General features: G+C 69.6%; 24 protein-coding genes. 18 read left to right on the top strand and 6 right to left on the bottom strand.

The genetic code is table 11. The features are described 5' to 3' along the window. The 6 genes from ACK8OR_RS12255 to ACK8OR_RS12230 are packed head-to-tail and all read left to right on the top strand — an operon-like array spanning position 1 to position 5,968. Complete coding sequence (locus ACK8OR_RS12255) at positions 1–1,074, top strand: acyl-CoA dehydrogenase family protein (protein WP_410189668.1); 1,074 nt, start codon at positions 1–3, stop codon at positions 1,072–1,074. Position 1,075: 1 nt separating this feature from the next. After that, the gene (locus tag ACK8OR_RS12250) at positions 1,076–1,483 is read left to right on the top strand and encodes a PaaI family thioesterase (protein WP_410189667.1); all 408 of its coding nucleotides are present in this window, start codon (positions 1,076–1,078) and stop codon (positions 1,481–1,483) included. Next, a complete protein-coding gene (locus ACK8OR_RS12245) occupies positions 1,480–2,259 on the top strand; it encodes an oxepin-CoA hydrolase, alternative type (RefSeq protein WP_410189666.1) in 780 nt (259 codons plus the stop codon). The genes ACK8OR_RS12250 and ACK8OR_RS12245 overlap by 4 nt, the downstream gene beginning before the upstream one ends. An 8-nt stretch (positions 2,260–2,267) precedes the next feature. Then, positions 2,268–3,251, top strand: a complete 984-nt coding sequence (locus ACK8OR_RS12240) for an NAD(P)H-dependent flavin oxidoreductase (protein ID WP_410189665.1) — start codon at positions 2,268–2,270, stop codon at positions 3,249–3,251. After that, positions 3,248–4,738 carry a class I adenylate-forming enzyme family protein gene (locus ACK8OR_RS12235; protein WP_410189664.1) on the top strand — a complete coding sequence of 497 codons (1,491 nt, stop codon included), beginning with the start codon at positions 3,248–3,250 and terminating at the stop codon, positions 4,736–4,738. The genes ACK8OR_RS12240 and ACK8OR_RS12235 overlap by 4 nt, the downstream gene beginning before the upstream one ends. A 12-nt stretch (positions 4,739–4,750) precedes the next feature. Continuing rightward, entirely contained in the window at positions 4,751–5,968 is a 1,218-nt protein-coding gene (locus ACK8OR_RS12230) for an acyl-CoA dehydrogenase (RefSeq protein WP_410189663.1), read from the top strand. 30 nt (positions 5,969–5,998) lie between these two features. Here the strand turns inward: ACK8OR_RS12230 and ACK8OR_RS12225 are convergent, their stop codons facing one another. Continuing rightward, positions 5,999–6,373: a DM13 domain-containing protein gene (locus tag ACK8OR_RS12225; RefSeq protein WP_410189662.1), complete on the bottom strand. Its 375-nt coding sequence runs from the start codon at positions 6,371–6,373 to the stop codon at positions 5,999–6,001. Positions 6,374–6,508: 135 nt separating this feature from the next. Here ACK8OR_RS12225 and hslU point away from each other — a divergent pair, with 135 nt between their 5' ends. Together hslU and ACK8OR_RS12215 are read left to right on the top strand one after the other, a co-directional pair. After that, on the top strand, positions 6,509–7,807 hold the full coding sequence (gene hslU / locus ACK8OR_RS12220; protein ID WP_410189661.1) for an ATP-dependent protease ATPase subunit HslU: 1,299 nt from the start codon (positions 6,509–6,511) through the stop codon (positions 7,805–7,807). After that, positions 7,804–9,060: an MFS transporter gene (locus ACK8OR_RS12215; RefSeq protein ID WP_410189660.1), complete on the top strand. Its 1,257-nt coding sequence runs from the start codon at positions 7,804–7,806 to the stop codon at positions 9,058–9,060. The genes hslU and ACK8OR_RS12215 overlap by 4 nt, the downstream gene beginning before the upstream one ends. Here ACK8OR_RS12215 and ACK8OR_RS12210 read toward each other — a convergent pair. The 3 genes from ACK8OR_RS12210 to ACK8OR_RS12200 are packed head-to-tail and all read right to left on the bottom strand — an operon-like array spanning position 9,028 to position 11,159. Further along, on the bottom strand, positions 9,028–9,612 hold the full coding sequence (locus tag ACK8OR_RS12210; RefSeq protein ID WP_410189659.1) for a Smr/MutS family protein: 585 nt from the start codon (positions 9,610–9,612) through the stop codon (positions 9,028–9,030). The two genes, ACK8OR_RS12215 and ACK8OR_RS12210, sit on opposite strands and share 33 nt — an antisense overlap. Next, positions 9,609–10,493 carry a murein transglycosylase A gene (mltA, locus tag ACK8OR_RS12205; RefSeq protein ID WP_410189658.1) on the bottom strand — a complete coding sequence of 295 codons (885 nt, stop codon included), beginning with the start codon at positions 10,491–10,493 and terminating at the stop codon, positions 9,609–9,611. Before mltA ends, ACK8OR_RS12210 begins: the two co-directional genes overlap by 4 nt. Positions 10,494–10,496: 3 nt before the next feature. Continuing rightward, positions 10,497–11,159 carry a Tim44/TimA family putative adaptor protein gene (locus ACK8OR_RS12200; RefSeq protein WP_410189657.1) on the bottom strand — a complete coding sequence of 221 codons (663 nt, stop codon included), beginning with the start codon at positions 11,157–11,159 and terminating at the stop codon, positions 10,497–10,499. A 105-nt stretch (positions 11,160–11,264) separates the two neighbouring features. Here ACK8OR_RS12200 and ACK8OR_RS12195 point away from each other — a divergent pair, with 105 nt between their 5' ends. Both ACK8OR_RS12195 and secB read left to right on the top strand, forming a co-directional pair. After that, entirely contained in the window at positions 11,265–11,759 is a 495-nt protein-coding gene (locus ACK8OR_RS12195) for an FxsA family protein (protein ID WP_410189656.1), read from the top strand. Between the two features lie 96 nt (positions 11,760–11,855). Beyond that, positions 11,856–12,380, top strand: a complete 525-nt coding sequence (gene secB, locus ACK8OR_RS12190) for a protein-export chaperone SecB (RefSeq protein ID WP_410189655.1) — start codon at positions 11,856–11,858, stop codon at positions 12,378–12,380. Positions 12,381–12,399: 19 nt separating this feature from the next. Here the strand turns inward: secB and ACK8OR_RS12185 are convergent, their stop codons facing one another. Both ACK8OR_RS12185 and ACK8OR_RS12180 read right to left on the bottom strand, forming a co-directional pair. Beyond that, positions 12,400–13,143, bottom strand: coding sequence for a sulfite exporter TauE/SafE family protein (locus tag ACK8OR_RS12185; protein ID WP_410189654.1), 744 nt, complete (start codon positions 13,141–13,143; stop codon positions 12,400–12,402). Continuing rightward, positions 13,133–14,029, bottom strand: coding sequence for a LysR substrate-binding domain-containing protein (locus ACK8OR_RS12180; RefSeq protein WP_410189653.1), 897 nt, complete (start codon positions 14,027–14,029; stop codon positions 13,133–13,135). Before ACK8OR_RS12180 ends, ACK8OR_RS12185 begins: the two co-directional genes overlap by 11 nt. A gap of 179 nt (positions 14,030–14,208) precedes the next feature. On the opposite strand from ACK8OR_RS12180, the gene ACK8OR_RS12175 reads away from it, so the two are divergent. The 8 genes from ACK8OR_RS12175 (at position 14,209) to ACK8OR_RS12140 (ending at position 23,105) form a co-directional block, all read left to right on the top strand. Further along, positions 14,209–15,186 carry a Bug family tripartite tricarboxylate transporter substrate binding protein gene (locus ACK8OR_RS12175; protein ID WP_410189652.1) on the top strand — a complete coding sequence of 326 codons (978 nt, stop codon included), beginning with the start codon at positions 14,209–14,211 and terminating at the stop codon, positions 15,184–15,186. Between the two features lie 93 nt (positions 15,187–15,279). Next, a complete protein-coding gene (locus tag ACK8OR_RS12170) occupies positions 15,280–15,747 on the top strand; it encodes a tripartite tricarboxylate transporter TctB family protein (protein ID WP_410189651.1) in 468 nt (155 codons plus the stop codon). After that, positions 15,744–17,243, top strand: coding sequence for a tripartite tricarboxylate transporter permease (locus tag ACK8OR_RS12165; protein WP_410189650.1), 1,500 nt, complete (start codon positions 15,744–15,746; stop codon positions 17,241–17,243). Before ACK8OR_RS12170 ends, ACK8OR_RS12165 begins: the two co-directional genes overlap by 4 nt. Further along, positions 17,240–18,811 carry a thiamine pyrophosphate-binding protein gene (locus ACK8OR_RS12160; protein ID WP_410189649.1) on the top strand — a complete coding sequence of 524 codons (1,572 nt, stop codon included), beginning with the start codon at positions 17,240–17,242 and terminating at the stop codon, positions 18,809–18,811. Before ACK8OR_RS12165 ends, ACK8OR_RS12160 begins: the two co-directional genes overlap by 4 nt. Continuing rightward, complete coding sequence (locus ACK8OR_RS12155; RefSeq protein ID WP_410189648.1) at positions 18,808–19,914, top strand: NAD(P)/FAD-dependent oxidoreductase; 1,107 nt, start codon at positions 18,808–18,810, stop codon at positions 19,912–19,914. The genes ACK8OR_RS12160 and ACK8OR_RS12155 overlap by 4 nt, the downstream gene beginning before the upstream one ends. 100 nt (positions 19,915–20,014) lie before the next feature. Beyond that, complete coding sequence (locus ACK8OR_RS12150; protein ID WP_410189647.1) at positions 20,015–22,144, top strand: YjbH domain-containing protein; 2,130 nt, start codon at positions 20,015–20,017, stop codon at positions 22,142–22,144. Between the two features lie 8 nt (positions 22,145–22,152). Then, positions 22,153–22,788, top strand: coding sequence for a YjbF family lipoprotein (locus tag ACK8OR_RS12145; protein WP_410189646.1), 636 nt, complete (start codon positions 22,153–22,155; stop codon positions 22,786–22,788). Between the two features lie 92 nt (positions 22,789–22,880). Further along, complete coding sequence (locus ACK8OR_RS12140; protein ID WP_410189645.1) at positions 22,881–23,105, top strand: hypothetical protein; 225 nt, start codon at positions 22,881–22,883, stop codon at positions 23,103–23,105. The last annotated feature ends 160 nt before the right edge of the window (positions 23,106–23,265 follow it).

The following is a 23,265-nucleotide window of genomic DNA, read 5'->3' as shown; positions in this document are numbered from 1 at the left end:
ATGAATTTCGAGCTGAGCGACGAAGGCCGGATGCTGCAGGACGGGCTGCGGCGGTTCCTGGCAAATGCCTACGACGCGACGGGCCGGACCGAAGCGGCGGACGCGCCCGGCGGCTTCGCCCCGCGGATCTGGTCTGGGCTGGCCGAGATGGGCGTGATCGGCGCGCTCTTTCGCGAAGAGGTCGGCGGCTTCGGCGGGACCGGCTTCGACATCGCACTCGTCTTCGAGGAGATGGGTCGCGCGGGCGCGGTCGATCCGCTGCTCGACACCGGCATCCTCGGCGGCGGACTGCTCGCGGCTTGCGGCGCCGAGATCGACGGCGTGATCGACGGCACGGTCCAAATCGCCGTGGCCATGGGTGAACCCGGCGGGCGGTACGACCCGATGCGCGTTGCGACCAAGGCCACCCCGGATGGCGACGGCTGGCGGCTGGACGGGCGGAAGGCGGTCGTCGTCAACGCGCCCGCCGCGGATCGCGTGCTGGTGACCGCGCGCGACGGCGACCGGATCGGCCTTTACGAGGTGGCGCCGTCCACGCTAGACCTTCGGGCCTACCCGCTGGTCGGCGGGGGCATGGCGGCGGAGGTGACGCTCGACGGCGCGCCCGCGACACGGCTGTCCGACGACGCCTCCGACTTGCTCCGCGCCGCCATCGCCCGCGCCACGCTCGCCCAATGCGCCGAGGCGTTGGGCCTGATGGAAGCGATTCGCGCGCTGACCACCGACTACCTCAGGACCCGCAAGCAGTTCGGCCGCCCCATCGGCACGTTCCAGGTGCTGCAACACCGCATGGCCGACCTCCTGATCGAGATCGAACAGGCGCGCTCCGCCGTCATCAACCTCGCCGGCCATGTCGATGGCCCCGACCGCGACCGCCACGTCGCCGCGACGAAGAACCTCGTCTCGGAGGTCGCGCGGCTGGTCGTCGAGGAAGCGATCCAGATGCATGGCGGGATCGGAATGACGCAGGAATACGATCTCGGTCAACTCGCCAAGCGGCTCTCGATGGTCGAGCACCGCTTCGGCGATGCGATGCATCACATGCAGCGCTTCATCGCGCTGACGGCGGCCTGAGGTGACCGGCGTCATCCGGGACGAGACCGGCACCCAGCGCCTGCTCGGCTACGTGCTCGATGTCTCCGACCCGGCCTCAGCGCGCTGCCGGTTGGAGCTGACCGGGGACCACACCAACCGCCATGGCGCGCTCCATGGCGGGATCGCGGCGGCGGTGCTGGACAACGCACTTGGCGCGACCGCGAGCCTCACCGTGGACGACACGGGCACCGCGCCCTTCCTGACGGTCTCGATGACGCTCAACTTCCACGCTCCGGCCCATGCGGGCGACACGCTCGAAGCCACGGGCCGGGTGACCGGCGGGGGACGTTCCCTGATCTTCGTCGCAGGCGAATTACGGACGCCCGACCTCCTGATCGCGACCGCCACGGGCGTCTTCAAGCGCGTCCCGCCGGAGCGGTTGGGATGATCGCGCGGATCGACGATCAGGGCGACCGCCTCGTGGTGGTGAACGCCAACACGGCCAAGCGGAACGCCCTCTCGCCCGACTATTACGCCGCGTTGGCCGAAGCGCTCGACCGGGCCGAACGCGGCGGGGTCGCGGCGCTGATCCTTCACGGCGAGGGCGGCTATTTCTGCGCCGGGGGCGACCTTGCGCAGATCGCGACGCGGCGCGACCTGCCCGAACCCGAACGCATCGCCCGGATCGAGGCACTGCACGAACTGATCCGGGGGCTGATGGCCTGTCCCGTGCCGGTCATCGCCGCGATCGAGGGCGGAGCCGCGGGCGCGGGCGCGTCGATCGCCTTCGCCTGCGACCTGATCGTGGCGGCGCGCGGCGCGACCGTGTCCGCGGCCTATGTCAAGGCGGGGCTGGTGCCTGATGGCGGGCTGACGGCGAACCTCGCCACATGCCTGCCCCGTCCGATGCTGATGCGCATGGCGCTGACCGGCGAAGCGGTCGCGTTCGAACGGCTGCACGATCTCGGGGCCGTGGGCGAACTCTGCGACCCGGGCGACGCGCTGGCCGCGGCCCACGCCCTCGCCGACCGCTTGGCGGACGGACCCGTGGTTGCGCAGACCCGGATCAAGCGGCTGGTGAACGCCGCCTACGCGTGCGACCCGGCGGCACAGCTCGATGCCGAACGCGATGCAATGGCCGCAGCCGTCGCCGCCGAAGAGGCGGCCGAGGGCATCGCGGCCTTCCTCGACCGCCGCCGCCCCGATTTCCGGTCCGTCCGGTGAGCGATCCCGTGTTCGACACCGCCGTCACCCGCGCCTTCGGGACCCGCTTGCCCATCGTCGCGGGCGGGTTGATGTGGCTCTCGGACGCGGATTACGTCGCCGCCTGCGCCGATGCCGGGATCGTCGGGTTCATCACGGCGGCGAGCTTTCCCGAGCCCGCCGACCTCCGGACCGAGGTCGCACGCGCCCGCGACCTCTGCGACGGGCGCGCCTTCGGGGTGAACGTCTCGATGCTGCCGAAGCTGGTCGAGGGCGAGACCGTGGCCGAGACCTTCCGCCTGATCGCGGACGAGGGCGTGCGCTTCGTCGAGACGTCCGGACGCAACCCCGAACCCTATCTGCCGATCCTGCGCGATGCGGACATCACCGTGCTCCACAAGGTGCCGTCCGTACGCTTCGCCCTGAAGGCCGAGGCGGTCGGCGTCGACATGGTCTCGATCGTGGGCGCGGAATGCGGCGGGCATCCGGGGCTCGACCTGATCGGCACCGTCGTCAACGAGGCGCTGGCCGAGCGCCGCCTCTCGATCCCCTTCCTCATCGGCGGCGGCATCGGCGCGGGAAGCCAGATCATCGGCGCACTGGCCGCGGGGGCAGCGGGCGTCGTCATCGGCACGCGGTTCCTCGTGGCCGAGGAATTGGGCGCGCATGTCGGCTACAAGCAGGCGTTGGCCGACGCGTCCGAGCGCGACACCCTCCTGACGATGGCGAGCGTGCGCAACACGATCCGGACGCTGGCCAACGACACCGCGCGCGAGGTCGCGGCGCTGGAACGCGAGGACCCCGAAATCGGGATCGAGCGGTTGATGCCGCTCGTCGCGGGCCGGATCGGGCGCGCGGCCTACCGAAGCGGCGACATCTCGCGCGGTATGCTCTCGGCGGGGCAGTCGCTGGGACTGACCGACCGCATCGCACCGCTGGCCACCATCGTGGCCGAACTGGAGGCCGAGGCCATGGTCGCGCTCGACCGCCTCAGACCCGAGAGGGCGTCATGACCGAACCCGTTCACCTGATGGTCGAGACCTGCGCCGCCAGGCGGCCCGACGCGCTCGCGATTCGCGACTGCGACGGGCGGGACGTGACCTATGCGGACCACCTGGCCGCGATCCGCACCGCTGCCACCATCCTTCGCGACGCGGGCCTCCGCCCCGGCGACCGGCTCGGCATCGTGGCCGAGAATTGCCACGCGACGACCGTCCTGATCTTCGCCGCCGCGATGACGGGCGCCGTCGCGGTGCCCGTGAACGCGCGCATGAGTGCGGCGGAACTCGCGCGCATCCTCGACCATGCCGGACCGCGCGTCGTCGCCTTCACCACCGGCATCTCGCCCGACGCCGCGGCCCATGCGGACGCCGCAGGCGCGACCGGCCACGACAACGGCTTCGGGCGCATCGCGCTGGCCGCGGGCGCCCCCCACGACCACGCGACCACGCCCGACACGGCCGTCATCCTCTACACCACGGGGACGACGGGCGACCCGAAGGGCGTGATGCTGACCCATGGCAACCTGCGCTTCGCTGGCCGCACCTCCGCGGACCTTCGGACGATGGGGCCGGACGACCTCGTCTACGGCGTTCTGCCGATGACCCATGTGTTCGGGCTGGCTTCGATGCTGATGGCCGCCACCTCGGTCGGCGCAGCGATCCAGCTCGAGGCGCGGTTCGACCCCGAAGCGCTGCACCGCGCGCTGACCGGCGGGGCCACGATCTTTCCCGGCGTACCGCAGATGCATGCGATCCTGATGGCCCATGTCGCGAAACAGGGTCTCGACCGGCTGGAGGGCACCGCGCTGCGCTACGTCTCCTCGGGGGCGGCCCCGCTCGATCCAGCCTGGAAGCGGAAGGCGGAGGCGTTCTACGGCCTGCCGCTGCAGAATGGCTACGGCATGACCGAGACGACGGCCGGCATCTGCGGCACGCGCAACCCGATCGGGCAGCCCGATGTCAGCGTCGGCCCGCCCCTGCCCGGCATCGAGATCGACCTCGACACGGATAAGGGCGGCGAGGACGGGACCGTGGGCGAGATCCGCACGCGGGGGCCGCACGTCATGGACGGCTATTACCGCAACCCGGAGGCGACGCGCACCGTCTTGGACACGGAGGGCTGGATGCGGACGGGCGACCTGGGCCGCATCGAAGACGGCGTCCTGCATGTCGTCGGCCGTTCGAAGGAGCTGATCATCCGGGGCGGCTTCAACGTCTATCCGCCCGAGGTGGAGGCCGCGCTGAACGATCACCCGGACGTCATCCAATGCGCCGTGATCGGGCGCGCGGTGGATGGCGACGAGGAGGTGCTGGCCTTCGTGCAATGCGCCGATCCCGAGACGCTCGACCTCGACGATCTGCGCGCCTTTGCCGCCGCCCGGCTCTCGGCCTACAAGCGCCCGGCGCGGATTGTCGCGGCGACGGCCCTTCCCGCCGCCCCCACCGGCAAGATACTGAAGCACCGACTGACGACCGTTTTCGCCGACCGCCTGACCTGAAGGAGCACGCCCATGCCCAAGGACACCCACGCCCCCGGCTTCGGCCCCGATCTCGGCCAGTTCGACTGGGCCGATCCCTTCCGCCTCGAGGACCAGCTCTCGGAAGAGGAGCGGATGCTGCGCGATGCGGCCGCGACCTTCGCCGAGACCGAAATGCAGCCCATCGTCCGCGAGGCCTATGCCGGCGAGACGGTCAATCCCGGCATGTTCCCGAAAATGGGGGCTGCCGGCCTGTTAGGGGCGACGCTGCCCGAGGAATATGGCGGGCTGGGCGCCAGCTACGTCACCTACGGCCTCATCGCGCGCGAGATCGAGCGCGTCGATTCGGGCTATCGGTCGATGATGTCGGTGCAGTCGTCGCTCGTGATGTACCCGATCCACGCTTACGGGTCCGAGGCGCAGCGCCGCAAATACCTGCCCGGCCTCGCGTCGGGCGAGTTGATCGGCTGCTTCGGCCTGACCGAACCCGATGCGGGCTCCGACCCGGCCGGCATGAAGACGCGGGCGGTCAAGACCGACACCGGCTACCGCCTGACGGGCGCCAAGATGTGGATCTCGAACGCGCCCTTCGCCGACGTCTTCGTCGTCTGGGCCAAGTCCGAAGCGCATGACGGCAAGATCCGGGGATTCGTTCTGGAAAAGGGCATGACGGGCCTCAGCGCGCCCACCATCAAGGGCAAGCAATCCCTGCGCGCCTCGACCACGGGCGAGATCGTGATGGACGGCGTCGAGGTGGGCGAGGACGCGCTCCTGCCCAACGTGCAGGGCCTCAAGGGGCCGTTCGGATGCCTCAACCGGGCGCGTTACGGCATCGCCTGGGGCGTCATGGGCGCGGCCGAGGCGTGCTGGCACGCGGCGCGGCAATACGGGCTGGATCGCAAGCAGTTCGGCAAGCCGCTGGCGCAAACACAGCTCTTCCAGAAGAAGCTCGCGGACATGCAGACCGAGATCGCGCTGGGCCTTCAGGCGGCGCTTCAGGTCGGACGCCTGATGGACGAGGGGAAGGCCGCGCCCGAGATGATCTCGCTCATCAAGCGCAACAATTGCGGTAAGGCGCTCGAGATCGCGCGGCTGGCCCGCGACATGCATGGCGGCAACGGCATCTCCGAGGAATACGGCGTCATCCGGCACATGATGAACCTCGAGACCGTGAACACCTACGAGGGGACGCATGACGTCCACGCCCTGATCCTCGGGCGGGCGCAGACGGGGTTGCAGGCGTTCTTCTAGGGGCGCGGCCGGACCGCGCCCCCGGACCGGTCAGCCGAGCTTCGCCACGGCGAGCGGGACGTTGTACTGCTCGCACCAGATCCAGATCTCGTTGTATTGCGACGGATCTATCCCGGCAGGCAGCGTGTAGCTCGACGCGCCGGACGTGGATTTCAGCGGCCCCATCAGCGTGTTGGCGTCATACCCGTCGCGGCCGAGCGCGATCTTGGGATCGGGTGCGCTGCCGAAGGTGAAATCCGCGAGCAGGTTGACTTGGTTGCCGGCCAGCTCGGCGGTGCCGCCCGCGCCGTAGCGCGCCGCGCCCGAGAAGGTGCCGAGGCGGCCATGACCACCGGCGAGGGCGGGAAGGGTGACGAGGCTCGCTGCGGTGGCGGCGACGGTGGTGAGGAAGGAACGACGGTTCATGGGTAGGGTCCTTTCGATTTGCGTTGCTCGGACCCTGCGACGCCGCGCCACACCTGGCCATCCCCCCGCACGGCGATGTGACCGACGTTGCGTTTCCGTGAACGTCCCCCCAAGTAGGCCGGAACAGGAGGCCGCATGACCAATCTGACCCCGCGCGAGATCGTGTCCGAGCTGGACCGCTTCATCATCGGCCAGTCCGGCGCCAAGCGCGCCGTGGCGGTCGCCCTGCGCAACCGGTGGCGCCGCAAGAAACTGGGCGACGACCTGCGCGACGAGGTCTACCCCAAGAACATCCTGATGATCGGGCCCACCGGCGTCGGCAAGACCGAGATCAGCCGCCGTCTCGCCAAGCTGGCGCAGGCGCCGTTCCTGAAGGTCGAGGCGACGAAATTCACCGAGGTCGGCTATGTCGGGCGAGATGTCGAGCAGATCATCCGCGACCTCGTCGACGCGGCGCAGATCATGATCCGCGAACGGATGCGCGAAGACGTGAAGGCCAAGGCCCACGATGCCGCCGAGGATCGCGTGATCGAGGCGCTGGCCGGCACCGACGCCCGCGAGGGCACGCGCGAGTCGTTCCGCCGCAAGCTGCGGTCGGGCGAGCTGGACGAGAAGGTGATCGAGCTGGAGGTAGCCGACACGTCGAACCCGATGGGCATGGCGATTCCCGGCCAGCCGGGCATGGACCAGATGGCCAATCTGGGCGAGATCTTCGGCAAGATGATGCAGCGCCGCGTCAAGAAGCGCCTGACCGTGGCCGCGTCCTACGACCTCTTGATCGACGAGGAGGCGGACAAGCTTCTGGATGCCGAGAGCGTCACGCGCGAGGCCGTGCGCGCCGTCGAGCAGAACGGCATCGTCTTCATCGACGAGATCGACAAGGTCGCCGCCCGGCAGGACGCGCGCGGCGGCGATGTCAGCCGCGAGGGGGTGCAGCGCGACCTGCTGCCGCTGATCGAGGGGACGACGGTGTCCACCAAGCACGGGCCGGTGAAGACAGACCACATCCTCTTCATCGCAAGCGGGGCGTTCCACATCGCCAAGCCCTCTGACCTGTTGCCCGAATTGCAGGGCCGCCTACCGATCCGGGTCGAGCTGCGCGCGCTGACCGAAGAGGATTTCGTCCGCATCCTGACCGAGACCGACAACGCCCTGACGCGGCAATACGCGGCGGTGATGGCCACCGAGGAGGTCACGGTCACCTTCACCGATGACGGCATCGCCGCGCTGGCCCGCATCGCGGCCGAGGTGAATTCAAGCATCGAGAATATCGGCGCGCGCAGGCTCTACACCGTGCTGGAACGCGTCTTCGAGGAGCTGTCCTTCGAGGCCCCCGACCGGGGCGGCGACGAGGTCACGGTCGATGCCGGTTTCGTCGAGACCCATCTGGGCGAGCTGTCCCGCTCCACCGATCTCAGCCGGTACGTCCTGTGACCCACGCGCCCCGAACCGGGTTCGGGGTGTTCATCCGCGACAATGCGAAGTTCCTCGCGGCCGGAATGCTGATCTCGTTCACGTCGAGCTACGGGCAGACCTTCTTCATCGCGCTCTTCGCCGACGACATCATGGCCGAATACGGCCTCAGCGACGGCGGCTGGGGCCTCCTCTACGCCGCGGCAACCATCGCGTCGGCGGCGGCGATGGTCTACGCGGGCGTCCTGACCGACCGGCTGCGAGTGCGACGTCTGGCGGTGTTCGTCGGCCTTGGGCTTGCGGCGGCCTGCCTCGCGATGGCGGGCGCTCAGGGGCTCGTGGCGCTCGTGGCGGTGGTCTTCGCGCTGCGCTTTCTCGGGCAGGGCATGATGAGCCATCTTTCGGCGGTCGCCATGGCCCGCTGGTTCGTCGCCACCCGCGGCAAGGCGCTCGCCGTTTCGGCCACGGGCTTCGCGCTGGGCCAGGCGGTGCTACCCGTGGCCTTCGTGGGCGCCGAGCCATGGCTGGGCTGGCGCACGCTCTGGGTCGTCGCGGCCGGTCTGACGATCCTCGCGATCCCGGCGATCCTCACCCTGCTCCGGGCCGAGCGCACGCCCCAGGCGGTCGCCGCCGAAACGGTCGCGACCGGCATCGACGCCCGCCACTGGACCCGCGGCGAAATGCTGCGCTCCGGCACCTTCTGGGCGCTCGTCCCGCTCCTGCTCGGGCCGCCCGCCTTCGGCACCGCGCTCTTCTTCCACCAGGTCCACCTCGCCGCCGTAAAGGGCTGGCCGTTGATCGACTACGTGGCGCTCCTGCCGCTCCTGACGGCGGTGTCGGTCGCCGTCATGCTGGCCTCGGGTGCCGCGATCGACCGCATCGGCGCGGCGCGGCTGATGCAGGTCTACCTTCTGCCCTTCGCGCTCGCATTCCTTCTGATGGGATCAGCGGAGACGCTCTGGGGCGCGGCGATTGCCCTGACCGTCTTCGGGATCGGCACGGGCGCGCAGGGCACCCTGCCGACCGCGATGTGGGCCGAGCTCTACGGGACGCGGCATCTCGGGGCGATCAAGGCGATGGCGGCGGCGGTGATGGTGCTGGGCTCGGCGCTCGGTCCGGGCTTGACCGGCTGGGTCATCGATCGCGGCATCGACTTTCCGGGCCAGATGACGGCGATCGCGCTCTACTTCCTCGCCGCGGGCGCGCTGGCTGCCGCGGCGCTCCACCGGGCGCGGGCGCGGCTAGCGCCGGAGATAGACGTAATACGCGCCTGACCCGCCATGGGCCCGGCTGGCCTCGGTCACCTGCAGGATCAGGGGCGCCAGCGGCGCCATCCGCAGCCATTGCGGCACCTGGTGGCGCAACACGCCCAGGCGGTTCGGGATCGGCCCGGTGCCCGGCTTCGACTTGCCCTTGCCCGTCACCACCAGAAGCAGCCGCTTGCCGTCGCCATGGGCACCCATCACGAAGCGCACCAATGCGGGCTGTGCCGCGTCGAGCGTCATCCCGTGCAGGTCCAGCTTCGCCTCGGGGCGCATCTTGCCCGACCGCATCCGCTTGTGGGTCTTCGCATCCATCCGGAGCGGCTGGGCCCGGATCTGGTCGGGCAGAGCCGGGGCCAGCGCATGGGTCGAGCCCCGTGCCCGCGCCGCACCTCCGATGCGGAACGGGTCGATCCGGGGGGCCTGCGGCGCGGGCGTCGGACGCGCGACCGGCTCGGGGGGCGGCGCGGCCCGACGCTCGGGGTGCAAGGGGTCGGCGTCGCGCGTGACCCGCGCCCAGATGTCCCGATCCTCGGGCGAGAGGCCCCGTCGCCGCCGGGTCATCGCGGCCGGAGCGGCGTCAGCGTGCCGCGCGCGTTCAGCCGTCCCGCCGCATGGCCCGCGGTGTCGCCCGACCCGTGATACAGATCCGCCCGGCCCGGCCCCTTGATGGCAGAGCCCGTATCCTGCGCGATACAGAGCCGGGCATGGCCCTCGACCTCGATCCAGACGGGCGTGCCCAGCGCCACATGCGCCGGATCGACGGCAACCGACCGCATCGGCGTCACCGGGCAGAGCGTGCCCATCGGTCCCGTCGCATCCGACAGGTCGACCACCCGGAACAGCACGTAGCTCGGGTTTTCGGCCATCACCGCGCGCCCGCGCTCGGGATCTGCACGCAGCCAGTCCTTCAGCGCGTCGGCCGTGATGTCCGCGCCGAAGATGCCCCGTTCGATCAGCAGAAGCCCGATTGACACGTAGGGATGCCCGTTCTTGGCGGAATGCCCGACCCGCAGCGTCGTGCCATCCTCGAAGATCAACCGCCCGGAGCCCTGCACCTGGAGAAAGAACCGGTCCACCTCGTCGCGCAGCCACGCGATCTCATAGCCGGCGAGATGGGCGTCGATCCCGTCGCGGGGCAGCGCGATGCCGCCCGGCGGGTCGGCATGGATCGGGACCGGGAAGTCATCGGTCCGGGTCCGCGAGGCCCGGATCTCGGGTTCGTAATAGCCGGTGAAGTGCCCGGCCACCGATGCGTCGGGCGTGAAATGCGTCTCGAAGAAGCGGCGCCCGTCGGGGGCGGCCCGCGCCGCCGCGGAGAGCAGGCCCTCGGGGTTGTGCAGGAACGCGCCCAGTGCCGCGTCCAGATCGTCGGTCGCCCAGCCGGTCAGATCGCCATGCGAAGGCCGCCCGGAGGCGGCCTCGGTGTCATCCGCGGGCGTCATGGCTCAGCCGCCCGTCGCGACGAGCTTCCAGTTCGGATCGCCGGTGCCCATGGTGCGGGCGAAGGTCCAGACGTCGCGCTGCTTCTTGATCTCGTTGGGATTGCCCTCGATCACGGTGCCCTCGGCATCGCGCACCACGCTGGTCAGCTCGGCCACGAAGCGCAGCGTGATCTGGCCCTCCTCGGTGGCGCGGTCGAACTCCGCCTCGGTCAGCGCGGTCTCGCGGACGCCGACGAAATTCGCCTCGATCGTCAGGCCTTTGTCCTCCCGGTCCGACACGACCGACAGGAATGCCTCGTAGACGTCTTCGGACAGGAACGACTGCACCGGCGCCAGGTCGCCCTTCTCGAAGGCCATCAGGATCATCTCGTAGGCCTGCCGCGCGCCGCCGACGAACTCGGTGACGTTGAAGCCCGGCTCGGCCAGCTTCATCGCGGCCAGCGCCTTGGCCGTCTCGGACCCATCGGCGGCATGGTCGGTGATGTCGGTATCGGGCCCGCCCTCGATCACCTCGAAGTCGCGGCGGACGTCGCGCGACGGCGAAGGGCCGTCGACGGCGGGCGGCTTCTCGAAGCCCGTGCGCGTGCCCAGAACGTTCTTCAGGCGGATGACCAGGAACAGGGCGATCGCGGCCAGTACCAGCAGTTGAATCACAGCGTCGTCCATCCTTCTCTCCGGGCGCGGCGGGTTGGTATCGCCCGCTCCGCACATATGTAAGGCCGCGATGGGGTCAAGGAAAGCACTCCGCCCCGAAGACCGGAGTTCCCGCCGATGTGGCTCTTCGCCCTGTTCGTCGCCGTTCCCATCCTGGAGATCGCGCTGTTCATCCAGGTGGGCGGCTGGCTCGGCCTCTGGCCGACCCTCGCAATCGTGATCGCGACGGCGGCGCTGGGCACGTATCTCGTGCGCCGCCAGGGCCTCGCCGAACTGGCGCGCATCCAGGGCTCGCTCTCGAACCTGTCGGACCCGACGCGGCCGCTGGCCCATGGTGCGATGATCCTCGCCTCGGGACTCCTCCTGCTGACGCCGGGCTTCTTCACCGACGCCTTGGGCTTCGCGCTCCTGGTGCCGGGGGTGCGGGACGCGATCATGGGCTATGTTCGCAAGCGTATCCGGGTGCAGTCCTTCACGATGGGCCAGCCGCCGCATTCGGCCGATCCGCAGGGCGACCCGCGCCCGCTCGATCCCCGCGACGACGTGGTCGAGGGCGAGTATGTCGAGATGCCGCGCCGCGACGGGCCGTCGGGCTGGACCGAACGCCGCTGAGGCCCGCGCCCGCCCGCGCCCTGTTGTGAGCCTCGGGCCCCTCTGATACGTCCGTCGGCGATCTTTTCCAGACACCAGACCCGAGGATTTCGCCCGATGGCCGACGAACAGAACCCCGATGCCCAAGCCGCCCTCGAGGCCGCGCCAACCGATGCCGCGCAGGCCCCGCCCCAGATGCAGGTGCTCGGGCAGTTCATCCGCGACATGTCGTTCGAGAACGTGGCCGTCCAGAAGGGCATCACGATGGAGGGCCAGCCCGACATCAACGTGCAGGTCGGGCTCGACGCCAAGAAGCGCTCGACCGATGGCCAGTTCGAGGTCGCGGTGAAGCTGAACATCACCGCCAAGGCCAAGGGCGGCGAGGCCACGATCTTCGCGATGGAGCTGGACTACGCCGGCCTCTTCGCGATCCAGAACGTGCCGGACCAGCAGCTGCATCCCTACCTTCTGATCGAATGCCCGCGGATGCTCTTCCCGTTCCTGCGCCGCATCGTCTCGGACGTCTCCCGCGACGGGGGCTTTCCGCCGCTCAACCTCGAGAACATCGATTTCGTCGCGCTCTACCGCAACGAGATCACGCGCCGCGCGCAGGCCGAGGCCGCACAGGTCACGCCCTCCTGATTCCTGTTCGGCGCGGGCGTCAGAGCGCGACCCGCGCCAGCAGCATCACCCCCGAGACCAGCATCATCGCGATGACGAGGCGGCGGAAGCCGTCATCGTTCAGCCGCTTGAACACCGCGATCCCGATCTGCGCCGAGATCATCGTCACTGGCAGGGCGACGGCGATGAAGATGAGTGTCTCGCGGTCGTAGGTGCCCTGGATGGCGAGGGTCAGCGCCGTCAGTCCCAGCACGGTCACGTTGAACGGCTGCAGGACCGCGCGGACCTCAGCCTTGGGCCAGGGTCGCAGGGCGCACCACATCGTCGGGAGCGCCCCCGAGAGCGAAGCTGCGCCACCCAGCACCCCGCCGAGGAAGCCCACAGCCATGTCCCCGACCGGGGTCGGCCGCTCGAATTTCGGCAAGGCCGCCCGAAACCCGAAGAACCCGCCATAGAGCAGCATGAACCCCGCGATCACGGCCTTCAGCACATCCGCCGACAGGACAGACAGCGCCGCGACACCCAGCGGGATGCCGGGCAGCGCGGGCAGCAGGAACCGCGCGAGGCGGCGCCGCTGGGACATCATCGCGCGACGTACGAGCCAGACGCCCTGAAGCCCGCTGACCACCGACATGACGACGACGATCGCGACGGCCTGCACGGGTGGCATGATCTGAAGCCAGAAGCCCAGCGCGAAGAGGGCCGTCCCGAACCCCGCGAGGCCGTTGATGAAACCACCCAGCGCCGCGCCCGCCAGAAGGAAGATCACGAATTCAAACGACATCGCTGATCCCTTCGGGCCGGAGAACCCCCAGCGCGACTGCGCCGCGGAGCCGCGCGACCAGCGCTTCGATGGCACGCGTCTTGGTGCTGTCGGCGCGGCAGACGAGGCCCAGATGCCGGACCGGCGCGTCGGGGCCCAGCGGGATGCGCCGGAGCGGCAGAGGCTGCTGCGGCTGGACGGCACGGCGGGGCGCGATGGCAACGCCCATGTTGCACAGGACCATGGACGAAATGGCGTCGAGCCCCTCCAGCTCCATCGCCTCGCGCACGACGATGCCCTTCTCCTGAAGCCAGGCCTCGATCATCGCGCCGACCACGGCATCGCGACTGAACCGGATGAACGGATGGCTGCGCAGGAGTTCGACGGGATCGTCGCCCTCGGTGCCTTCCGCCGCCAGAAGCTGCAACTCCTCCGCGGCGACCGCGTGCCAGTCATGCCCTTGCGGAACCAGAGCGGGCCGCGAGACGACGGCGGCATCGAGTTGCCCGCGCTCGACCATCCGAAGAAGGGCATAGGTCAGCCCGCCCTGCAATCGCACCTGCAGATCGGGATAGGCTTGGCGGAGCGCCGAGACCGCCAGCGGCGCCAGTCCCGTGAGCGTCGTCGGCACCACGCCAAGCGTCAACTCGCCCGACAGCCCGCCATCGCCCAGCACCGAGGGCACGAGGTCGTCGTAATCGGCCACGACCTGCCGGGCACGTGCGACCATGGCGCGCCCGACCGGCGTGAAGACCGGCGTGCGCCGGGAGCGGTCGAAAAGCTTGACGTCCCACTCGGCCTCGAGCGCCTTCATCTGCTGGCTGACGGCGGCATGGGTGACGAAGACCGCGCCCGCCGCCGCCGAGAAGGTGCCGTGATCGTCGACCGCGATGAGGGTTCGGAGCATTCGGATCGACATGGTCCGCCCCCATGGTTCGACCGACAGGATACGTAAGCGCTGCTTTCGTATCCTGTAAATTATTGGTGCTTTCTACCGATTTTCCCTTAACCCTATCCTTTGTCAAGAACCGGGGACGGGTCGTCAGGGAGGACGGCGCGGACCACCGCTTCGCATGGGAGGATTGCATGACACGTTTCCACACCGGCCTTGTGGCCGTTGCACTGACCGGCCTGACAGCGACCGCCGCCTGGGCCGAGTACCCCGAGCGGGCCATCAACATGGTGATCCCCTACGGCGCTGGCGGCGCCACCGACATCTCGGCGCGCGCCATCGCGGCCCCCTTGGGCGAGGCCGTGGGCCAGGCGCTGGTCATGTCGAACATCACCGGCGCGGGCGGGGCCACCGGCTCGGTCGCCGTCCAGAACGCGCAGCCCGACGGCTACACGATGCTCTTCGCGCGCGTCGGCAGCCATTCGGTCAACCCGGCGATGAAGGCGACGCTGCCCTACACGCTCGACGATTTCCGCTTCGTCACGGTCTACGAGATCAATCCCTTCGCCTGCGCGGTGGCCACCGGCTCCGAGATCCAGTCGATGGACGACCTGATCGCCAAGGCACAGGGCGACGGCATCGCCTTCTCGTCCTCGGGCGTGGGCTCGGGCCTGCATCTGGGCGCGACCATGGTGCTCGACGCCTTCGGGCTGGAGGACGCGGCCAACACCGCGACGCACATCCCGCAACAGGGCGGTGGGGCCGCGGCGACCGCGGTGCTGAACGGCACGGCTGACTTCCTCTGCACCAACTCCTCGTCGATCGCGGGCTTCGTCGCCAACGGCCAGATGCGCCCGCTTCTGGTGACCACGGCCGAGCCCGTGCCCGGCTTCGACGCACCCTCGGCCGCCGATCTGGGCCATCCCGAGCTGGAACAGCTCGTTGGCTGGACCGGCATCGCGGGGCCCGCGGGCCTGCCCGACGACGTTGCGGCCAGCTGGGGCGAATGGATGACCGCCGCCACCGCGGACGAAGGCTTCCGCGAGGTAATGGAATCCGCAGGCTCGATCATCGAGGTGATGGACCCCGAGGCGGCGAACGCCTTCATCCAGCAGCAATACGAGACCTTCCGCGCACTGGTCGACGAGCTTGGCATGCGTATCGAAGGCTGACAGGCTGATCCGACGCGAGGCGCGGCGCGGTCAATCCGTGCCGCGCCGCACCGACGCCAGGGGAGAGCCGGTTTGCACGATCGACGATTGCACATGCAGCTGGGCGTCGGGGCCGTCGCGGTGGCGGCGCTTCTCCTGTTCTACGCGATCCCCGGCTGGGTCTCCTCGCCCTCCAATGTCCGCAACATCGTGCTGTCGCCGCTCTTCTGGCCGAACGCCCTGGCGATCCTGACGGCGCTGATCGGCCTGTCGCTGATCGCCACCGCCTGGCGCCAACCGTCCGAGCCGGCGCCGGCCCCGGACGTGGATGATCGCGGCGCGGCGATGCTTCGCCTTGCGGGCGCGGCGGTCGTCATGGTCCTGACGTTCCTCGCCCTGCCCCGGCTCGGCCTCGTCTGGACGGCGATGCTGACCTTCGTGGCCCTCGCCCTCCTCGTCCGCACGAAACACCCCGTCTGGGCGCTCGCCTCGGCGGTGGTCGTACCGCTCGTCCTCTATCTCTTCTTCGCCAAGGTCGCGGGCGTCGCCATCCCGCAGGGCCTCTTCGTGAGACTGCCATGAGCTTCGTCGACAGCCTCCTCGCCGGGCTCTCTCTCGTCGGCAATGTCGAGGCGTTCCTGGCGCTCGGCCTCGGGGTCGTGATCGGCGTCATCGGCGGCGCAATCCCCGGCATGTCCGCGACGATGGCCGTTGCCCTGACCCTGCCCTTCACCTTCGCGATGCAGCCGATCACCGGCATCCTGCTGCTTCTGGGCGTCTACAAGGGCGGCATCTTCGGCGGCTCGATCCCCGCCATCCTCATCAAGACGCCCGGCACGCCCGCGTCATCGGCCACCGTGCTCGACGGCTACCCGCTGGCCGAGCAGGGCAAGGCCGGCAAGGCGCTGGGGATGGCGCTTTATGCGTCCTGCACGGCGGACCTCATTTCGAACCTCGCGCTGATCCTCTTCGCGGGGTGGCTGGCGTCCTTCGCGCTCTCCTTCGGGCCGCCGGAATTCTTCACGCTGATCCTCTTCTCGCTGACGATCATCGCGGGGGTCTCCGGCGACAGCCTCCTGCGCGGCGCGCTCTCGGCGCTGCTGGGGCTCCTTCTGGCGACGATCGGGCTCGATCTCGTCTACGGCACCAACCGGTTCACCTTCGGCGATCCGAACCTGATGGGCGGGCTGAACTTCATTGCCGTCCTGATCGGACTCTTCGCCATCCCCGAGATCCTGTCCATGGTCTGGAATCCCCGCGCCCATGACGGGCAGACGCGCGCGCTGGGCCAGAACTGGGTCACGTTGCGCGAATACGGCGCCAGCCTGAAATCCATCGTCCGGGGCAGCTTCATCGGCGTCTTCCTCGGGTCCATCCCCGGCATCGGCGCGGCCCCCTCCGCCTTCCTCAGCTACTCGGAGGCGCGGCGGAAGTCCCCCAACAAGGCGAATTTCGGCAAGGGCGAACTCGAGGGCGTCGCCGCCGCCGAGGCAGGCAACAACGGCGTCGCGGGCGCCACCCTGATCCCCCTTTTGGCACTGGGCGTGCCGGGCGACGTCATAACGGCGATCATCATGGGCGCGTTCATGGTCCATGGCCTGCAACCCGGCCCGATGATGTTCATCCTCAACGTCGACATCATCTACGGGCTCTTCATCGGCCTGATCGTCAGCTCGATCTTCCTTCTCGCGGTGGGCTCGGTCGCGATCCGCGCCTTCCGCTACGTGGCCGATATCCCGCGCGGCGTGCTTTTCCCGGCGGTGATGGTGCTCTGCATCTACGGGGTGTTCGCGGTGAACAACAATCTCTTCGACGTGGGCGTGATGTTCGCGATGGGCTGGGTCGGGTTCTTCTTCCTCCGCTTCCAGATCCCCGCGGCCCCCTTCCTCATCGCCTTCATCCTCGGGCCGCTGCTCGAGGACAACTTCCGCCAGGCGATGCTGATGTCCGGCTCGAACCCGACGATCCTCTTCCGGGGGCCGATCACCTGGGTGTTCTGGGCGCTGACCGCGATCACCGTGGTTGCCATCGCGCGCGCCGGGTTCCGGGCCACGCGCCGGAAGGGCACCCCCGCATGAGGGGTGCGGACCTTCTGGTCGAGACGCTGAAGACCGCCGGGGTGCGGCGCATCTTCTCGCTGTCGGGCAACCAGATCATGCCGGTCTACGACGCCTGCCTCGGCGCGGGGATCGAGATCGTCCATACCCGCCACGAGGGTGCGGCCGTCTTCATGGCCGAGGCCCATGCCCAGGTCACCGGCGAGGTCGGCGTGGCGCTGGTTACGGCGGGCGCGGGCCTCGGGAACGCCATTGGCCCGCTGCTCTGCGCGCGGGAATCCGACACGCCGGTGCTTCTGCTGTCGGGCGATTCGCCTGTCGCGCAGGACGGGCGCGGCGCGTTTCAGGAGATGGACCAGACCGCGCTGACCGCGTCGCTGACCAAGCTCTCGGTCCGACCGGTGCGTGCGGACGACCTCGGCACCGCGACTGCCCGCGCCATGCGCGTCGCGGCCTCCGGGCGGCCCGGGCCTGTCCATCTCGCATTGCCCTTCGACGTCCTCTCAGCCGAGACCGACGCGCCTGTCCCGACGACCGCGCGCGACATGATGGCGCTGTCTCCGGAAGCGATCGGGGCCATCGCCGCCGACATGGCCGCCGCCGCGCGCCCTGTCATCCTGACCGGCCCGGTCCTGTCGGAAACGCGTGCGCCAGGACTGGCCCGGCAGCTTACCGACGCGTTCGGCGCCAGCGTCCTCTGCATGGAAAGCCCCCGCGGGCTGCGCGACCCCGCGCTGGGCGGCTTCGGCGGGATGCTGGGCGAGGCCGACACGATCCTCTGCCTCGGCAAGCGCATCGATTTCACGCTGGGGGCCGGGGCCGCCTTCGCCGCGGACGCCCGCATCCATGTCGTCACACCCGACGAGGCCGAGCGTGCCCGCGCCCACCTGAACCTCGGGGGCCGCTTGACGACCCATGTGGCCGATCCACGGGACGCCGTGTCCTCGCTCGTCGCCGCCGCGACCGCGCGCGCTCCTGCCGACTGGCAAGCGACGCTCGACGCCAGCATCGCCGCCCGCGCCGATGCGCCTGGGGCCGACGGTCTGACGCCCGACCTGATCTGCGCCGCCGTGCAGCGCCGGATCGACGCGCATCCAGACACAATCGTCATCTGCGACGGCGGCGAATTCGGGCAATGGGCGCAGGCCTATACGTCCGCCCCCCGGCGGATCGTCAACGGCATCTCGGGCGCGATCGGGGGCGGACCCTGCTACGGGCTGGCTACGGCCCTCGCCCAACCGGACGCGCAGGTGATCGTCATGGTCGGCGACGGCACGGTGGGCTTCCATTTCGCCGAGTTCGAGACGGCGGCGCGGGCCGGCGCGGCCTTCACCGTCGTGATCGGCAACGACCGCCGCTGGAATGCGGAGCACGTCATCCAGATGCGCGATTTCGGCCTCGACCGGGGCATCGGCTGCGATCTGAGCGGCGCGCGCTACGACGAGGCGGTCGCGGCTCTGGGCGGGCACGGCGAACACGTCACGGAGGCCGGCGATCTCGACGCGGCGCTGGAGCGCGCGGCCAGGTCGGGCAAGGTCGCCTGCATCAACGTCGCGATGCACGGCCTGCCCGCCCCCGCCGCGCCGTGACAGACCATATCCAGACCGTCGTCGTCGGCGCGGGCGTCATCGGCACCGCCATCGCGCGCGCGCTGGCGCAGGCCGGCCACGAGGTGCTGGTCCTCGAAGCCGAGGAGTCGGGCCATCACCACACCAGCGCCCGCAACAGCCAGGTCATTCACGCCGGCATCTACTACGCGCCCGGATCGCTAAAGGCGCGGCTCTGCGTCGAGGGGCGGCGCATGATGTACGACTTCTGCGCCACCCGGCATGTCGACCACGTGAACTGCGGCAAGCTGATCGTGGCCACGACCGAGGCGCAGTTGGCCGAGCTGCAGGTGCTCCACGACCGCGGCCATGCGAACGGCGTGGACGACCTTCACCTGATCTCCGGCGCCGGGGCCACCGCGCTCGAGCCCGAGCTGCGCTGCCTGGGCGCGCTGGTCTCGCCGTCCACCGGGGTCGTCGACGCGCCGGGCTTCATGCGCGCGCTGCAGGGCGAGGCCGAGGCCGCGGGCGCGTCCTTCGCGACCCATGCGCCCCTGCGGCGCGCGACTTCGGACCCTAGGGGATGGCGGCTGGAGATCGGCGACGCGGACGACACCTGCCTGACCTGCGCCAACCTCGTGAACGCCGCCGGGCTCGGGTCGTGGGACGTGGCCGCGGCGATGGACGATCCCGGCATCGCCATTCCGACCCGCAATCACGTCAAGGCCTGCTACTTCTCGCTCGGCGGCGCGGCCTCGCCCTTCGAGCGTCTGATCTACCCCGCGCCCGACGCGGCCTCGCTCGGGGTACACAGCCTGCGCGACATCGGCGGGCAGGTTCGGTTCGGCCCGTCGGTCCACTTCCTCGACGGCGCGGCCATCGACTACCGCAACGATGTCGACCCCGCCCCCTTCGCCACCGCGATTCGCCGGTTCTGGCCCGGCCTCCCCGAGGCTGCGCTGGTTCCCGATACCTGCGGCATCCGGCCCCGCATCACACCGCCCGGCGCGCCGCTGGCCGATTTCATGATCCGCGGCCCCGCCGATCACGGACGGCCAGGACTGGTGCATCTCTTCGGTATGGAATCGCCCGGTCTGACGTCGTCGATGGCGATCGGAGTCCATGTCGCCCGGCTCATGGCGTGAATGCTGCACATCCCTCGAAAATCGGACCCACGCCCGCCGTGCCATTGAGGCGGCCGGGCGCCGTCTGTAGGCATGTCGCTGGCAGAGGTGGGTGAACGACATGGCACGGAGCAGAACGAGGTTGGCCGCGATCCTGCTCGGTACGGTCGCCGTGGCCGGTCCCGTCGGCGGTCAGGGCATCGAGCCCGCGCTCCTGCCCGTCAGCTACACGCTGGGCGGCGCGCCCGGCCTGATCGAGATGCCGACCGCCCGGAGCGCGCCCGATGCCGAGCTAGCCGCGACGCTGTCCTACGGCGCCGGCACGGCCCGGACGTCCCTGACCTTCCAGATCACGCCGCGTCTCTCGGGCACGTTCCGCTATGCCAGCATCGACGGGCTCGGTCTCGGCGGGACGACGACCTACGACCGGTCCTTCGACCTGCGCTACCGCGTGCTGGACGAGGGCCGGATCACCCCCGCCATCGCCATCGGCATCAATGACCTTGTGGGCACCGGTCTCTATTCCAGCGAATACGTCGTCGCGACCAAGTCCCTGACGGATCGCCTGACCGGCACGGTGGGGATCGGCTGGGGTCGCCTTGCGGGGGTCGGCGCCTTCGACAATCCGCTGGGCGTGTTCGACGGACGCTTCGACACCCGCCCGCCCAACAATTTCGGCCAAGGGGGCAATTTCGACGCCAGTCGGTACTTCCGCGGCGATGCCGCGCTCTTCGGCGGCCTGTCCTACGCCCATAGCGACGATCTGCTCTTTAAGATCGAGTATTCCTCCGATGCGTCCTTCGCCGAGACCGCGGCGGGTAATTTCGAACGGCGGACGCCGATCAATTTCGGAGTCGACTGGAACCTGCGGCCCGGCATTCGGCTGCAAGGAGCGCTTCTGCATGGCGACACGGCGGCCATCGGCGTCACCTTCGCGCTGAATGCCAAGCGCCCGGCCGTGAATGGCGGGCTCGATCCCGCGCCGCAGGCCGTTCTGGTTCGCGCACCGGGGGCCGCCGCCGATCTCGGCTGGACCGCGCAGGCGGACGTGACCGAGATCCTGCGCGGCAATCTCGAGACCGCGCTGGCCAATGACGGGATGGTCCTCGAGGGGCTTCGGCTCGACGGCAATTCGGCGACGATCCTGATCCGCAACACCCGCTGGAACTCGACGGCGCAGGCGGTCGGGCGCACCGCGCGGGTGATGACCCGGACGCTGCCCGCCTCGGTCGAGACGTTCGAGATCGTCCCGACCTCGCAAGGCACGCCCACCGTCGGCGTGACCCTCGCGCGCACCGATATCGAGCTTCTGGAGAACGACCCGGACGCGAGCTGGCGCAGCTACGTCCGCGCCGAACTCGACAGTGCCGAGGACGCTTGGGATGGCGCCGTCCGGTCACCCGAGCTCTATCCCCGCTTCACCTGGGCGCTGGGGCCGTATGTCGAGGCGTCCTATTTCGACCCCGACTCGCCGGTGCGGCTGGATTTTGGGGCGGAGCTCGACGCCCGCTACGACATCGCCCCCGGCCTCAGCCTCGCCGGGACGTTGCGCCAGCGACTAATCGGCAATCGCGACGACGCGACCCGCCCGTCCAACTCGGTGATCCAGCGGGTCCGGTCGGAATCGAACCTCTACGCCCGCGAGGACCTGTCGCTGACCCGGCTCTATGGCAACTACCAGTTCCGGCCCGGTGAGAACCTCTATGGCCGCGTCACGGCGGGCTATCTCGAACGCGCCTATGCGGGGGTCTCGACCGAGCTTTTGTGGAAGCCGCCGTCCAGCAGCCTCGCCCTCGGGGTCGAGCTGAATTACGCAAGACAGCGCGCCTTCGACGACCTGTTCGACCTGCAGGATTACGATGTCGTGACGGGTCACGCCTCGGCCTATTGGCGCGCCCCGAACGGGTTCGATGTCCAACTCGACGCAGGCCGCTACCTGGCGGGCGATACCGGTGCGACCCTGTCGATCGACCGCACCTTCGGCAACGGCTGGCGTGTCGGCGCCTATGCCACGCTGACCGACGTGTCGTTCACCGATTTCGGCGAAGGTTCCTTCGACAAGGGCATCCGCGTCTCGATCCCGCTGTCGCATTTCACCGGCAACGCCTCGACCCGGAAGGCCCGCGGCACGATCCAGCCCATCCTGCGGGATGGCGGCGCGCGCCTGCGGGTCGACAACCGGCTCTACGAGCAGGTGCGCGAGGATCACGATCCGGCCCTGCGCCGCAGCTGGGGGCGGTTCTGGCGATGATGGGACACATGATCCGCGCCGTCCTGCTGATGACCGTTCTGACCGCCTGCAACATCGGCAACCGTCAGGCCGAGGGCGACGGCGTCACCCGCATCGTCACGGACCGGATCCGCGCAGGCCTCGGCGGCGGCGAAGACGCCACCCCCCCGCCGACCGTCGCGCAGGTGCGCGCCGCATTGACGCCGGAGGTGCGCGCCGCACTCCCCGCGCCGACGCTTCTCGTCCAGGTCGAGGGCACCGGCGGCGTGTCCCTGCCGCAGCGGATCACCGTCAACGGCGCCACCGAAACCTACCTGACCGAGGATGACAGCACGCTGGCCTTCAGGGACGGCATGCTGGTCGGGACACGCGGCATCGGGTTCGACCTGATGGCCGCCGACGTGGCCGAGGCATCGGCCGCCATCCGCGCCGGCCGCACGACCCGCATCACCCGAACCATGAGCTGGCTGGACGGCACCGGGGCCATCGTCCGTCGGGGCTTCACCTGCGGGATTCAGCCCGTAGGCGGCCGGATCACCGAGACCTGCAACGCCATCGGCCTCGCCTTCGAGAACGACTACGTGATCCGGGGCGGCAACATCGTCGCGTCGCGGCAATGGTCGGGTCCGGTCCAGGGCCATATCCGCATCGAACGGGTGAACTGACCCGGCCGGACCGTGCAGCGTGCCGTTTCGCCTTGGACCGACAGGCAAAACGGGGTAGGATTACCGCAACTTCAGCCTTAACGGAGAGCATCATGACGCGCATTCTCGCACTTACCGCCGCCCTGACCGTCGCCGCCACCGGTGCTTTCGCGCAGGAGATCAAGCCGGTCGACACCACCCAGTCGACCCAAGGTGTCGCAAGCCTCGAACTCGGAACCGGCGGCGCCGGACTGATCGCGGCGGGTGTCACGATCCTGATCGTCGCGGGTATTGCGGCGTCCAGCGGCGGCAGCGACGCGACCAGCAGCACCCCCTGATTCTCCGGCTCCGCGGGTAGACCCCGCGACGGATGACATTTTCAGGGCCCGCATCCCGATGCGGGCCCTTTTTGCATGAATCCCCCCGAACTCCTGATGCGGAAACCACAGGCGACCGATTTCGCGCGCGGATCGACCCGCCCGGCCTTGCTTCAATGGG

The organism is Jannaschia halovivens, from assembly GCF_046452375.1.
In the GTDB taxonomy this organism is placed as follows: Bacteria; Pseudomonadota; Alphaproteobacteria; order Rhodobacterales; family Rhodobacteraceae; genus Jannaschia; species Jannaschia halovivens.
The sequence above is the reverse complement of the archived record's forward strand: the minus strand, read 5'-3'. Positions and strand labels throughout refer to the sequence as shown.